Source organism: Streptomyces poriticola, assembly GCF_036689765.1.
GTDB classification, from domain to species: Bacteria; Actinomycetota; Actinomycetes; order Streptomycetales; family Streptomycetaceae; genus Streptomyces; species Streptomyces poriticola.
On sequence record NZ_JBAGKH010000028.1, the window covers coordinates 44,130 to 57,620 of the forward strand.

A 13,491-nucleotide genomic window follows, 5' to 3' on the forward strand; every position below is an offset into this window, starting at 1 on the left:
GGAAATCCGGCGGCCCGTTGTCGTACCCGTCGGGCAGACTCGGCTCCATGGACATCGTCATCCGGCGGGCGGCCCCCGCCGAGTACCGCACCGTCGGCGAGATCACCGCTCAGGCCTACCTCCAGGACGGCCTCCTCGACTTCGGGGAGAGCGACGGCTACCTGCGCGAGCTGCGGGACGTGGCGAAGCGGGCGGCAGCCGCCGAGGTACTGGTCGCGGTGGCCGGCGAGGAGCTGCTCGGCGGGGTCACCTTCGTGCCGTCCGGCGGGCCGATGGCCGACATCGCCGGACCCGGGGAAGCCGAGATACGGATGCTCGCCGTCGACCGGACCGCCCGCGGCCGGGGCGCCGGGGAGGCGCTGGTGCGCGCCTGCGCGGACCGCGCGAGAGAGGTGCCGGGCTGCGTGCGGCTCGTGCTGTCGACCCAGCGTTCGATGCACTCCGCGCACCGCATCTACGAGCGGCTGGGCTTCGTCCGCACCCCCGCGCGCGACTGGAACCCCCTGCCGGAGGTCGACGACATCACGCTCCTCGCCTACGAGCTGACGCTCTGACACCAGGGCGGCAACGGCATACGGGACCACTGCGACACACCACCCGGACACAACATCTGGGGGTGACACCGGGGCCCGGCACAAGATGTATGCTCGTGCTCGCTGTCGCCGCAGGGGAATCCGGTGCGAATCCGGAACTGTCCCGCAACGGTGTACTTGTGCGTTTTTCGCGTACCCGCGTGATGCGCGCACTTGGTTCAGTCCGAGGACCTGCCGACAGTGCACCCGGCCGTCCGGCCCGGGTGCAGAGACGTCCGGGCCTCGTGGAATCGGGCCGGTGGACGCGGCGCCGCGGGCGCCCGTGCCGCCCCCTGCCCTCCGCCAGGCCCCGTGCCGAGCGAGGGAGAGCCCCAGTGACCATCGCGCCAGCCGACCCGGCTTCAGCGACCCCGGTGACCGAGGAAGGCGACGGGCCCGGTGCCGCCCTGCTGCGGACCCTGACCCGGCTGACCGCCGACCTTCCCGACGCCGACCCCGGCCGGGTCGCCGCCGCCGCGCTGCGCGGCCGGTCCGCCCGCGCGGACGAGTCGGAGCTGCGCGAGCTGGCCACCGAGGCGGCGGCGGGTCTGATCTCCGAGGACCCGGCGTACTCCCGGCTGGCCGCCCGGCTGCTCACCATCGGCATCCGGGCCGAGGCCGCCTCGCAGGGCGTCGTCACCTTCACCGACTCCGTCGCCGTCGGCCACCGCGAGGGCCTGATCGCCGACCGCACCGCCGAGTTCGCGCGGCTGCACGCCGCCCGGCTGGACGCGCTGATCGACCCGGCCGCCGACGACCGGTTCGGCTACTTCGGGCTGCGCACCCTGCACAGTCGCTATCTGCTCCGGCACCCGATCACCCGCAAGGTCGTCGAGACGCCCCAGCACTTCCTGCTGCGCGTCGCCTCCGGACTCGCCGAGGACGACACGGCCCGCTCGGTGGACGAGGTCGCCGCGCTCTACGGCCTGATGAGCCGCCTGGACTATCTGCCCTCCTCCCCCACGCTGTTCAACTCCGGCACCCGGCACCCCCAGATGTCGTCCTGCTACCTGCTGGACTCCCCCAAGGACGAGCTGGACTCCATCTACGAGCGCTACCACCAGGTCGCCCGCCTCTCGAAGCACGCCGGCGGCATCGGGCTGTCCTACTCCCGCATCCGCTCCCGCGGTTCGCTGATCCGCGGCACCAACGGGCACTCCAACGGCATCGTGCCGTTCCTGAAGACACTGGACGCCTCGGTCGCCGCGGTGAACCAGGGCGGCCGGCGCAAGGGCGCCGCCGCGATCTACCTGGAGACCTGGCACTCCGACATCGAGGAGTTCCTGGAGCTGCGGGACAACACCGGCGAGGACGCCCGGCGCACCCACAACCTCAACCTGGCGCACTGGGTGCCGGACGAGTTCATGCGCCGGGTCGCCGAGGACGGCCAGTGGTCACTGTTCTCCCCGTCCGACGTGCCCGAGCTGGTCGACCTGTGGGGCGAGGAGTTCGACGCCGCGTACCGCAAGGCGGAGGCCGCGGGGCTGGCCAGGAAGACGCTGCCCGCCCGCGAGCTGTACGGCCGGATGATGCGCGCCCTGGCGCAGACCGGCAACGGCTGGATGACGTTCAAGGACGCCGCCAACCGCACCGCCAACCAGACGGCGGAGCCGGGTCACGTCATCCACTCCTCCAACCTCTGCACGGAGATCCTGGAGGTCACGGACGACGGCGAGACCGCGGTCTGCAACCTGGGCTCGGTCAACCTGGGCGCGTTCGTCGACCCGGCCGCGCAGGACGTCGACTGGGAGCGGCTGGACGACACCGTCCGCACCGCCGTGACCTTCCTCGACCGCGTCGTCGACATCAACTTCTACCCGACCGAGCAGGCGGGCCGCTCCAACTCCCGGTGGCGCCCGGTGGGCCTGGGCGCGATGGGCCTGCAGGACGTCTTCTTCCAGCTGCGGCTGCCCTTCGACTCCCCCGAGGCGAAGGCGCTGTCCACCCGGATCGCCGAGCGCATCATGCTCGCCGCCTACGAGGCCTCCGCCGACCTCGCCGAGCGCAACGGCCCGCTGCCGTCCTGGGAGAAGACCCGCACCGCCCGCGGTGTGCTGCACCCCGACCACTACGACGTCGAGCTGACCTGGCCGGAGCGCTGGGCGGCGCTGCGTGAGCGGATCGCCTCCGTAGGCATGCGCAACTCCCTGCTGCTGGCGATCGCGCCGACCGCCACGATCGCCTCGATCGCCGGTGTCTACGAGTGCATCGAGCCGCAGGTGTCCAACCTGTTCAAGCGCGAGACGCTGTCCGGTGAGTTCCTCCAGGTCAACTCGTACCTGGTGCAGGACCTCAAGGCGCTCGGCGTGTGGGACGCCCGTACCCGCGAGGCGCTGCGCGAGGCCAACGGCTCGGTGCAGGAGTTCGCCTGGATCCCCGAGGACGTGCGCGGGCTGTACCGCACGGCGTGGGAGATCCCGCAGCGCGGCCTGATCGACATGGCCGCGGCCCGTACGGCATTCCTGGACCAGGCCCAGTCGCTCAACCTGTTCATGGAGACGCCGACCATCGGCAAGCTCTCCTCGATGTACGCCTACGCCTGGAAGTCCGGGCTGAAGACGACGTACTACCTGCGCTCCCGCCCGGCGACCCGGATCGCCCGCGCGGCGCAGGGCCGGACGCAGTCCGAGAACCCCATCCCCGCCCAGCAGGCGGCCGACCCCGAGGCCGTCGCCTGCTCCCTGGAGAACCCCGAGTCCTGTGAGGCCTGCCAGTAATGAGTCCCCGTAACGCCAATCTCCTCGACCCGGGCTTCGAGCTCACCCTCCGTCCGATGCGCTACCCGGACTTCTACGAGCGCTACCGGGACGCCATCAAGAACACCTGGACCGTCGAGGAGGTCGACCTCCACTCCGACGTCGCCGACCTGGCGAAGCTGAGCCCCGGCGAGCAGCACATGATCGGCCGGCTGGTCGCGTTCTTCGCGACGGGCGACTCGATCGTGGCGAACAACCTGGTGCTGACGCTGTACAAGCACATCAACTCCCCCGAGGCGCGGCTCTACCTGAGCCGGCAGCTGTTCGAGGAGGCGGTGCACGTCCAGTTCTATCTGACGCTGCTGGACACCTACCTGCCCGACCCGGACGACCGGGCCGCCGCGTTCGACGCGGTGGAGAACATCCCGTCCATCCGGGAGAAGGCCGAGTTCTGCTTCAAGTGGATGGACTCGGTCGAGCAGATCGACCGCCTGGAGACGCAGGCCGACCGCCGGCGCTTCCTGCTCAATCTGATCTGCTTCGCCGCGTGCATCGAGGGCCTGTTCTTCTACGGCGCCTTCGCCTACGTGTACTGGTTCCGCAGCCGGGGACTGCTGCACGGTCTGGCGACCGGTACCAACTGGGTGTTCCGGGACGAGACGATGCACATGTCGTTCGCCTTCGACGTGGTGGACACCGTCCGCAAGGAGGAACCGGAGCTCTTCGACGACCGACTCCAGCAGCAGGTCACCGACATGCTGAAGGAGGCCGTCGAGGCCGAGCTGCAGTTCGCGCGCGATCTGTGCGGTGACGGCCTGCCGGGCATGAACACCGAGTCGATGCGGCAGTACCTGGAGTGTGTCGCCGACCAGCGGCTGATGCGGCTCGGCTTCGCCCCGGTGTACGGCTCCGAGAACCCCTTCTCCTTCATGGAGCTGCAGGGTGTTCAGGAGCTGACCAACTTCTTCGAGCGGCGCCCGTCGGCGTACCAGGTGGCGGTGGAGGGCACCGTCGACCTGGACGAGGACTTCTGAGCCCGCTCCGGTTTCCCCCGGTCCTCCTGGGCCCTCCCGAGCTGGCGGTCGATGCGCAGGTCGCGCACGATGCCGGGCAGCGAGGGCAGGACCAGGAGGGCCAGGATCCCGAGGGCCACGAGCGTGCCGGTCAGTGCCGGTGTCTGGTCTGCGGTCATGGACACCACTGTCGGACCCGACGCCCCTGACCGGCAGTGGCAGGACTGCCGTAGTGCCTCGATTTTCTGCCACTTCCGGGGCACACTGACGGCATGCTGCAGAATGTGGCCGCCGTCCTGCTGGACGGTGTGCATCCCTTTGAACTCGGCGTCGTCTGCGAGGTCTTCGGCATCGACCGCAGCGACGAGGGGCTGCCCGTCTACGACTTCGCCGTGGTCTCGGCGGAGGGTCCGACGCTGCGCACCGCCGCCGCCGGGCTGACCCTCTCCACGCCGCACGGCCCGGACCGGCTCGACGAGGCCGACCTGATCGCCGTCCCGGCCGGCAGCGACTACGTCCGGCGGGACTATCCGCCCGTGTTGCTGGACGCCCTGCGACGGGCGGTGGACCGGGGGGCCCGGGTACTGAGCGTGTGCTCCGGGGTCTTCGTGCTGGGTGCCGCCGGTCTGCTGGACGGGCGGCGCTGCACCGGGCACTGGCGTCACGCGGCCGAGCTGGCCCGGCGGTATCCCCGGGCGGTGATCGAGCCGGACGTGCTCTACGTCGACGAGGACCCGGTGATCACCTCGGCGGGCACGGCCGCCGGGATCGACGCCTGTCTGCACCTGGTCCGCAAGGAGCAGGGCCCCGAGGTCGCCAACCGGATCGCCCGGCGGATGGTGGTGCCCCCGCACCGGGAGGGCGGCCAGGCGCAGTACATCGAGCGGCCTCTGCCGCGCTCCGCCTGCGACACCGTCACCGAGGTGCTGAGCTGGCTGGAGCGCAACCTCGACCAGGAGATCACGGTGGAGCGGCTGGCCGAGCGCGCCCATATGTCCCCGCGCACCTTCGCCCGCCGGTTCCAGCAGGAGACCGGCACCACCCCCTACCGCTGGCTGCTGCGGCAGCGGGTGCTGCTGGCGCAGCGGTTGCTGGAGGCGACGGACGAGACGATGGACACCATCGCCTGGCGCACCGGGTTCGGTACCGCGGCGGCGCTGCGGCACCAGTTCGTCCGCGCGCTGGGCACCACACCGCAGGCCTACCGGCGCACGTTCAGGGGCCCGCAGGCCGCCTGAACGTGCGCCGCACGGCCGGTGTCAGCGGGGCAGGGCCCGCAGCATCAGGCGGCGCGGCCGGAGCGTGATGCCGATCCGGGGCCGGGCGTCGGAGCCGGGCGCCTGCTCGAAGCGGTAGGCGGAGGCCACCACCGCGGTGATGAGCGTGAGTTCGGCCATGGAGAAGTGGTCGCTGGGGCACTTGCGGTTGCCGACGCTGAACGGGCTCATGGCGTACTTGGGGACCTCGCCCGCCCGGTCGGGGAGCCAGCGGTCGGGGTCGAAGTCCTCGTGCCGCTGGTAGGACCGCCGGTCGCGCTGGATCGCGTACGGGCTGTAGATGACGTCCGCCCCGGCCGGAATGCGGTACCCGCCCAGGTCGGTCTCGGTCACCGCCCGGCGGGTGAGAATCCACACGGCCGGATACAGCCGCATCGTCTCGACGACCACGTTCGCGGTGTACGTCAGCTTCCGCACGTCCTCGAATGCGACCGGCCGGTCAGCCACCACCGTTGTCACCTCGTCACGGATCCTGTCGCCGAGATCCGGGTGCTCGGTGAGAACGAGGAGGAGGGACATGATCGTGGAGCCCACGGTTTCGCTTCCCGGGGTGAGGATCGCGATGACCTGGTCATGGATCTCCTGTTCCCCAATGGGCTCGCCATTCTCGTCCTTCGCATCCAGCAAAGCGGTGAGCAAATCGTCCGGCTTTCGACCACTCGCCCGGCGGTCGGCGACGATCTCGTCGACCAGGTGATGCAAATCGGCCAAGGCCCGGTTGAATTCGCGGTTGCTCGGCACCGGTATGCGATAAAGCGGTCCGAGCGGGACGACCATGCGCTGGTACATGCCGCTGAACAGGGTGGCGAGGGCGGTGCAGATCCGCTCGGCCCGGGCGTCCATGTAACTGCCACGCATCAGACAGCGGGCGGCGACACGGACGGCCACGCGGAACGACTCCGCGGTGACGTCGAGCACCTCGCCGGAGCGCCAGCGCTGCACCAGCGCGTACGCCTCCTCGGCCATGATCGGGCCGTACGCCGGGATCGCGTCGAGCCGGAAGGCGGGCTGGATGGTGCGCCGCTGACGGCGGTGGAGCGGGCCGTTGGCGGTGGCCACGCCCTCCTTGCCGAGCAGGCTCTCCAGGGACTCCCAGAGCGGACCGGCGATGATGTAGTCGGGGCTGAGCGCCAGCGCCCCGGTGAGGGCGGGCGTGGTCACGGCGTACACGGTCTTGGGACCGAGCCGGAGCCGGACGACGTCGCCGTGGTCGCGCAGCTGGGCCAGGAAGGCCAGCGGGTCGCGGACCAGCCTCCAGCCGTGGCCCAGCAGCGGGACGCTGCCGCCCGCCACGGGTGCCTCGTGCAGAGGCGCCCTCTGCCCCCGGGCCCCGGGGTGCACGGACTCGACGGTCATTTCTCACCTGCCGCTTCGTTGTTGACGTACGGGGGCGTGGACCGGTCGTCCCAGTTGTCGACCATGTACCGGCCGGACTCGTGGTGGAACCAGTAGACCGAACTGAACCAGTTCCGCATATTGGCGACGCAGGTTCGTACGGCGCCGCCCAGCTCCTTTCCCGGAACTGTGCCGTCGGCGAGTTCGTCGGCGAACCGGAGGGCCTCCCGTTCGGCGACGAGGAAATCCAGAATGCATTCCTCGACGCGTCGCCGGATCTCCCCGATCGCCTCTTCGAGAGTCAGCCTCTCATGGGTGATGAGACTTATTCCGAGATTGTGGACCTCATCGCCCGCGATTTCCTTCGGCAACGAGCAGAGGTCGTTGTACCAGGCGGCGAATTCCTGGCTCAGCAGGGCCGCCCGCCGGTAAGCCGGGTTTTTCCGCACGGAGTCCGGGAGTTCGCGTCCCGCGCTCGGCTCCAGCAGGTCGGTCCAGATCCAGTGGGCGAACGTGAGCCGACGCAGCGCGAGGTACTCCCGGACACCCGGGACGATGCCGTGGCTGCGGTTGTGGAACTCCCGGTCATAGGCGTCGATCACCGCATGGAAGTGCCGGGCGAACCGTGCGTTCCAGTTCCCCGGCAGAAAGGAGTACAGCCGCTGCACACTGTCGGCGAACCCCGCCACCAGGGCGTCCTCGTGATGCAGATGGTCCCCGGGGGAGTCGAGCGCCCTGTGCAGCCGGCCCCGCAGCCGCCGCCAGGCGACGGGCCGGCGGTGCACGATGTCGCGGTCGTGGCGGTCGTCCCAGACGAAGAACCAGGCGCTGTAGTCCGCGATCGCCTGGAGCACCTCGTCGGGGGCGTCCAGGTAGTAGCCGGCCATGAGGTCCGTGTAGCACAGGCCGTCTGCGTGTTCCGCCACCTTGTCCGCCGGCATCAGGCGTTTTTGCAGCAGCCAGGCTCGTGTCTTCTCCTGAAGCCTTGGCCAATACGGGTGGAGCTGCCGGGGAAAGGCCGTCTCGATCAACGGGAGCCGGAGCGACGGTGGTACCGCGATCGCCGTCGGTGTCGATGTGGTGCCGTGTGAGAAAGCATGCACGAACAAACCCCTCTCAGCCGCCGGTGGCGCATCGCTCCCGCCCAGCGGGGCATGCGCCGTTGCGTATCCCCACACCTCCATTCAGCACCACAACTGACCGTTCTGGGAACGGATTTGCTCCGTTCACTACCCCGAGGTGCCGGAATTCTCCTAGTGTGTGACAGGTTTCCGATCACCGAAAGAGTGGAGGGGATCGAACGTGTGGCGGACAGCCGAAAGGCGCCCGCTCGGGGAACCCGAACAGGCGCCGTGCACAAGGGTGTTGGCGGGGCCGACTGGGCCTCGGGGGCGCCGTCAGTCGTTCGCGACGACAGGGTAGCGCGGCTCGTTCTCGGCCATCTGCCGCAGCGCGTCCTTGCGCTCCCGCTTGGAGAGCCGGTCGATGTAGAGGTATCCGTACAGGTGATCGGTCTCATGCTGCAAACACCGTGCGAAGTAGCCGGTGCCGCGCACTCGGACCGGGTTGCCCCGCTCGTCCTGCCCGGTCACCTCGGCGTAGTCGGGCCGGGCGAGCGGCGCGTAGGCGGTGGGCACGGAGAGGCAGCCCTCGTTGCTGTCGTCGAGGCGGCGCCGGTCGGCGGGCAGCTCGACGAGCCTGGGGTTGCAGACGACGCCGACATGGCGCACGCCCTCGTCGTCGGGGCAGTCGTAGACGAAGACCTTCCGGTCGACGCCGATCTGGTTGGCGGCCAGGCCCACGCCCTCCGCGGTGCGCTGGCTGGCGAACATGTCGGCGACCAGCTGCTGGAACTCCTCGCCGAAGTCGGTGACGTCCTTGCACTCCCTGTGCAGCACGGGGTTGCCGACCACCGTGATCGGTCGGGAGGTGCCGCGCTCGCGCCAGGCCGCCTCGCGCTCGTCGCAGTCCTCCGTGTCGATGACGTACCCCTCGTCGTCCACGGGGAGCACGCCCGCCTGCTGCTGATCGGTGTCCTGCTGCGCCATGACCGACGTATGCCTTCCTGAACGAGATCCGGGGTGACTGCTCGATACAGGGTACGGGCAGCCGCGCCCCCGAAGGGGCGCGGGACCGTGCCGGTACCCGGGTCCGCAGCGTGCGCGACCAGCCACGACGGACCCGCAGCCGGCGAACGCGGTCAGCAGACCTCTTCGAGATCCCGCCAGTCGCGGGAGTCCGGGCTGTCCGCGACCCACCCGTCCAGCAGCCCGCGTACCAGGGCGGCCGGTGCAGCCACCCCGCACTCCCGCTCCGGCACCCACAGCTGCCCGTCGGTGCGGTGGCCGAGCGGCCCCGGGTGGCCGGGCTCGCTGTGGTCGTGCGGGTCGAGATGCTCACCGTCGCCCTCGTCCGACGGCATCCGGGACTCCGAGCACATCCGGCACAGCAGCCGCACGGACGACGACCAGTCCTCGGCGGCGAAGCCTGCGTCGGCGGCGAGCTGCTCCAGGGCGTCACGGTCGGCCTCGGTGGCGGCCTCCAGCAGCACCACCCAGGTGGGCACGGGCGAGGGCGCCCACAGCTCGATCTCGTCGAAGACGGGGAAGGAGTGCCCGGCGGCCGTGGTCCGCTCGCCGTGCGGCACACCGTCGTGCAGGACGACCTCGCCCCAGCGCCGGCCGGAGGACGGCAACGGGATCGACAGCACCTCGACCCGGGCGGGGTCCAGCCGCCGCCCCCACACCACTTCGGCCTCCCCCTCCGGGGACAGCCGTACGGCCGCGCTGCCCAGCTCCATGCCGGCCGGCTCGCCGGAACCCTTGGCGGCTCCCGGCATCCGCAGCCCGTAGGCCTGCCAGGCCCGCCGGGCCAGCGGCCAGTCCTGCAGGGCGGTGGCGGCGATCCCGACGTTCCACCAGTCCGGCGCCCCGGCGTCCCGGTCGAGCAGGGCGACGGCGCGGAGGCCGGCGGTCCGGGCCTGCTCCCAGTCGTGCCGGAACTTGTGCAGCAGCGCCAGGTTGAACCACGACTCCGACAGCCAGGGCTCCAGATCGGCGGCACGTGTCAGCAGTGCCCCCGCGTCCTCGTATCGACCGTCGCCGATCAGCGTGAACGCGCGGTCGGTGGCCTGCCGCCAGGAGGCGGAGGGCCGGTGCCGTCCCTTGCCGAAGATCCTCACGATTCCCGCCTGCCAGTTCCGTTCAGTGGGCTGGCCGTGCCCTTGCTGCGCCCCCGGACACCCTCTCCTGCGCATCAAACCACGTACGGCTGGAGGGGCGCTCATTACCCATGGGTTACCCAACCACACGGGAGGTAAGACAGCCTCGGGAGAGCACCCGGGCCAGGGATTCCACGACGTCGGGAGCGTAGTCGCCTGCAGTGCCCAGGCGCAGCTCCTCCAGCACCGCCAGGCCGCCGCCGGGCCCGGCGTCCCGGGCCTTCTCCTCGTAGGCGTTCACCGCCCGTATGATCCGCGCGGCGACCGGCTGCTCCTGGTAGGGGTCGGCCTGGCGCTCGACGACCACGGCGACCGCGGCGTCCACCCCGGTCTGCCGGACCACGGCACCGCCGAGCAGTGCGATCCGCCGCTGCTCGGCTTCGGGCAGCCCGGCGGTGGCGCCCGCCGGGACCGGGTCGACCAGGCTGAGCTGCCCGATGTCGTGCATCAGGGCGGCGTACTCCAGCACGGTCAGCTCGGGCCCGGACAGCCCCAGGTCCCGCCCGACCGCTCCGCTGAGTGCGGCGACCCGGCGGGCGTGCCCCGCGGGGGTGTACCCGGCGATCTCGGTGGCCCGGGCCAGCGAGGCGATGGTCTGCCGATAGGTGGCGCGGACGGCGGCGAAGCGCCGGTAGGACAGCTGGGTGAGCAGCAGCGGCACGGAGAAGACGGGCAGCGCCCACAGGCCCACCACCGCCACCGCCAGCGCCATCACGGCCCCGGTCGCGCACACCGCCGAGGTGATCCCGACCATGCCGCGCAGTTCCTCGCGCAGCAGCGGGCCGAACGGCCAGCCGGTGCGGGCGTGCGCGGGCAGCGCGGCCAGTACGGCGTCGCACAGGGCGGTCAGCGCCAGCAGCGCGAGCAGCAGCACGGCGTGGACGTGGCCGGCGAGGTCCTGGAAGGTGCCGTCGTTGAACAGCGGCTGGAAGCACACGGCGGCGAAGGCCACGGTGAGCACCCGGCGCGCCAGATGGTCGACGGTGCCGCGGTGGCCGCGGGCGATGTGCGGCACGCTGCCGAGCAGCGAGGCGGCGAGCACGACGGCGACGGCCTGCGCGACACCGTGCTGGGTGGGCTGCCCCGCGTTCTCCCCCAGCAGGGCGTACGACAGCGCGCCCGCGGTGCCCAGCGGCGCGGTGTCCCTGACCTCGGCGGCGGGACGGCGGGTCAGCTCGCCGAGGGCAACCAGCACCCCGAAGGCGAGGGCGACGGGCCGCTCGTCCAGGCCGTTCCACAGCACGGAGGCGAGACAGACGGCGGCGACGGTGGCGGCGGCGGCGTGGATCAGCAGCGGGACGGGTGACGGCCGCGCCGGGCTCATCGCGCGCCCCGCGGCCGACCGTCCTGCCCTCCACCGGTCGCCCGCGCAGCCGACGCCGCGGACCACCCACCGGCCCCCCCGGCGGCGCCCGGCGCCGCAGCCGCCCCACCGGACAGACCTCCGGATGCCCCCGTGGGCGACCCGGCCGACGCCGCCACCGAGCCCTCGGCGCACGACCCGGCACCCGAGGCCGCCGACCACCCGCCGAACCGTCCAGCGACCGCCCCGGCAGGCACCCCGGCCACCGCCCCGGCACGCACCCCGGCCACCGCCCCGGCCGGCCACCCGGCAGACGGACCCGCGGACGGCAGTACAGACGAACCCCCGGACGAACCCCCGGACGAACCCCCGGGCGACCCTGCGGACGTCCCGTCCGACGGCCCCGCGGACAGCGGTACAGCGCACCCGCCGGACGGCCCGGCAGACGGGCCGACGGAGCGACAGGCGGACGGCGGTGGGGACGAACCGGCGGACGGACCCCCGGACGGCAGCACCGGACACGATCCGGCCGACGGACCCCCGGACAGCGCAGGGGACGAACCAGCAGACAGACCCCCGGACGGCAGCACCGGACACGAACCAGCAGACAGACCCCCGGACAGCACAGGGGACGGACCGGCGGACGGACCGGCCGTCGGCGGCACCGACAGCGCCGCCGACGGCGCACCGCAGGGACCGCCGGGCGGTCCCCCGGGCCGTCCGGCCGGCGGTACGGCGGGGCCCGGTTCCGTGCTGTCGGCCGTCACCGCGGGGCGCCATGCTCCCCCGCCCTCGGTGTCGCCCTCGCCGGGGCGTCCGCACCGGCCCAGCGAGCGCACCAGGGCGGCGACCATCCGTGGGTCGAACTGGGTGCCCGCGCACCGCTGGAGCTCCGCCACCGCCACCGCAACGGGCCGGGCGCGACGGTAGGAGCGGGTGGACGTCATCGCGTCGAAGGCGTCGGCGACGGCCACCACCCGCGCCGACTCCGGGATCTGGCTGCCGGCAAGCCCGTAGGGGTAGCCACTGCCGTCGAGCCGTTCGTGGTGGTGCAGGACCGCGGCCCGTGCCTCGCCGAGGAAGCGGATGCCGCGCACCATCTCGTGCCCGTACTCGGGGTGCAGCTCGATCACCCGCCGCTCCTCGGCGGTGAGCGGTCCGTCCTTGCGCAGCAGCCGGGTGGGGACACCGAGTTTGCCCACGTCGTGCAGGATCCCGGCGAAGCGGAGCGTCTCCACCCGTTCGTCGTCCATACCCAGCTCACGGGCGATCATCATGGATGCCTGCCCGACCCGCTCGCTGTGTCCGCGGGTGTAGCCGTCCTTGATGTCGACGGCCTGCACCAGCGCGCGGATGGTGGCCCGGTGCGCGGCACGCTCCCGGTGGTACTGGGCCAGCGCCCACCAGGCCACGCACATCGGCAGCAGCACCAGCAGCGCGGCGACGGGTCCGTACGGGCTGCGCCACAGCACGGCCATCATCAGACCGGCGAGCCCGTGCACGGCGATCGGCGCGAGCGAGCGGCCGAATCTGCCCCGCCACGCCTGCCGGGCCGGGCCCCTCCCCCACTGGCCGAGAGGCGCGGGCGGCAGCCCCACCGCCAGCCGCCGGATCCCGCCGTCCAACGCGGTCAGCACCAGGCAGCAGGCCACCACCGCGGCACCGGCCGGTACCAGCGCGTACGGGAAGTCGGGGGCCAGGACGGCGTCGGGTCCGCCGAGCTCCCGGTGCACCCCGGCCGCGGCCCACATGGCGAGCGCGAGCCGCGCGGCCCGCCAGGTCCGGCGCAGCGCGGGGGACCGACGGTCCGCGGGTGCCAGCAACGCCGCGGGCAGCGGGACGAGCGCGGCGGCGGCCGGCGGCAGCAGAAAGGCGCCGGCCAGCAGTACGGGGTAGCAGGTGCCGACGCAGTGCCGGCGCGCCACGGCCTCACAGCCGGCGTACACCCCGGCGAGCAGCAGCACCGCCCCCCAGGGCGGCTGCGCCGTCGGCAGGGGGAACAGGCAGATCAGGGCGGCGGCGGCGACACCGGCGACGTAGCCACGCGCCCGTGGCGGTACCGCGTCCATGAGCCC

The 13,491-nt window shown here is 72.1% G+C and carries 10 protein-coding genes, 1 pseudogene and 1 riboswitch; of the genes and pseudogenes, 4 read left to right on the forward strand and 7 right to left on the reverse strand.

The features are described 5' to 3' along the window. Positions 1-47: 47 nt before the first annotated feature. The 3 genes from V5O46_RS25965 to V5O46_RS25975 all read left to right on the forward strand — a co-directional run bounded on the left by V5O46_RS25965 (position 48) and on the right by V5O46_RS25975 (position 4,302). Positions 48-554: a GNAT family N-acetyltransferase gene (locus V5O46_RS25965; RefSeq protein WP_332887123.1), complete on the forward strand. Its 507-nt coding sequence runs from the start codon at positions 48-50 to the stop codon at positions 552-554. Positions 555-643: 89 nt separating this feature from the next. Then, positions 644-786: riboswitch (cobalamin riboswitch) on the forward strand. A 121-nt stretch (positions 787-907) separates the two neighbouring features. Then, positions 908-3,289 (forward strand): ribonucleoside-diphosphate reductase subunit alpha, encoded by a 2,382-nt coding sequence (locus V5O46_RS25970; RefSeq protein ID WP_332887124.1) that lies wholly within the window; start codon positions 908-910, stop codon positions 3,287-3,289. Next, a complete protein-coding gene (locus V5O46_RS25975; RefSeq protein WP_332887125.1) occupies positions 3,289-4,302 on the forward strand; it encodes a ribonucleotide-diphosphate reductase subunit beta in 1,014 nt (337 codons plus the stop codon). Before V5O46_RS25970 ends, V5O46_RS25975 begins: the two co-directional genes overlap by 1 nt. Here the strand turns inward: V5O46_RS25975 and V5O46_RS25980 are convergent. After that, positions 4,215-4,460 carry a hypothetical protein gene (locus tag V5O46_RS25980; RefSeq protein WP_332887126.1) on the reverse strand — a complete coding sequence of 82 codons (246 nt, stop codon included), beginning with the start codon at positions 4,458-4,460 and terminating at the stop codon, positions 4,215-4,217. The two genes, V5O46_RS25975 and V5O46_RS25980, sit on opposite strands and share 88 nt — an antisense overlap. A 93-nt stretch (positions 4,461-4,553) precedes the next feature. Between V5O46_RS25980 and V5O46_RS25985 the strand changes: the two genes are divergently transcribed. Beyond that, positions 4,554-5,519 carry a GlxA family transcriptional regulator gene (locus V5O46_RS25985; RefSeq protein WP_332887127.1) on the forward strand — a complete coding sequence of 322 codons (966 nt, stop codon included), beginning with the start codon at positions 4,554-4,556 and terminating at the stop codon, positions 5,517-5,519. Positions 5,520-5,540: 21 nt separating this feature from the next. On the opposite strand, the gene V5O46_RS25990 is transcribed toward V5O46_RS25985, so the two are convergent. From V5O46_RS25990 to V5O46_RS26015, 6 genes and pseudogenes are all read right to left on the reverse strand, one after another. Then, positions 5,541-6,914: a bifunctional albaflavenone monooxygenase/terpene synthase gene (locus V5O46_RS25990; RefSeq protein ID WP_332887128.1), complete on the reverse strand. Its 1,374-nt coding sequence runs from the start codon at positions 6,912-6,914 to the stop codon at positions 5,541-5,543. Continuing rightward, positions 6,911-7,996, reverse strand: coding sequence for an epi-isozizaene synthase (gene cyc1, locus V5O46_RS25995; RefSeq protein ID WP_332887129.1), 1,086 nt, complete (start codon positions 7,994-7,996; stop codon positions 6,911-6,913). The genes V5O46_RS25990 and cyc1 overlap by 4 nt, the downstream gene beginning before the upstream one ends. Before the next feature lie 294 nt (positions 7,997-8,290). Continuing rightward, a complete protein-coding gene (def, locus tag V5O46_RS26000) occupies positions 8,291-8,941 on the reverse strand; it encodes a peptide deformylase (RefSeq protein WP_332887130.1) in 651 nt (216 codons plus the stop codon). A gap of 152 nt (positions 8,942-9,093) precedes the next feature. Then, a complete protein-coding gene (locus V5O46_RS26005; RefSeq protein WP_332887131.1) occupies positions 9,094-10,074 on the reverse strand; it encodes a tetratricopeptide repeat protein in 981 nt (326 codons plus the stop codon). Positions 10,075-10,189: 115 nt separating this feature from the next. After that, positions 10,190-11,437, reverse strand: a complete 1,248-nt coding sequence (locus V5O46_RS26010) for an HD-GYP domain-containing protein (RefSeq protein ID WP_332887132.1) — start codon at positions 11,435-11,437, stop codon at positions 10,190-10,192. Between the two features lie 695 nt (positions 11,438-12,132). Continuing rightward, positions 12,133-13,485, reverse strand: a pseudogene (locus tag V5O46_RS26015) (HD-GYP domain-containing protein); the annotation flags it as partial. Positions 13,486-13,491: the final 6 nt, after the last annotated feature.

Excerpts from the sequence above, each read along its gene's own strand:
- V5O46_RS25965 (WP_332887123.1), top strand. The coding sequence starts at position 48 with ATGGACATCGTCATCCGGCGGGCGGCCCCCGCCGAGTACCGCACCGTC.
- V5O46_RS25975 (WP_332887125.1), top strand. The coding sequence starts at position 3,289 with ATGAGTCCCCGTAACGCCAATCTCCTCGACCCGGGCTTCGAGCTCACC.
- V5O46_RS25980 (WP_332887126.1), bottom strand. The coding sequence starts at position 4,460 with ATGACCGCAGACCAGACACCGGCACTGACCGGCACGCTCGTGGCCCTC.
- V5O46_RS25985 (WP_332887127.1), top strand. The coding sequence starts at position 4,554 with ATGCTGCAGAATGTGGCCGCCGTCCTGCTGGACGGTGTGCATCCCTTT.
- V5O46_RS25990 (WP_332887128.1), bottom strand. The coding sequence starts at position 6,914 with ATGACCGTCGAGTCCGTGCACCCCGGGGCCCGGGGGCAGAGGGCGCCT.
- def (WP_332887130.1), bottom strand. The coding sequence starts at position 8,941 with ATGGCGCAGCAGGACACCGATCAGCAGCAGGCGGGCGTGCTCCCCGTG.
- V5O46_RS26010 (WP_332887132.1), bottom strand. The coding sequence starts at position 11,437 with ATGAGCCCGGCGCGGCCGTCACCCGTCCCGCTGCTGATCCACGCCGCC.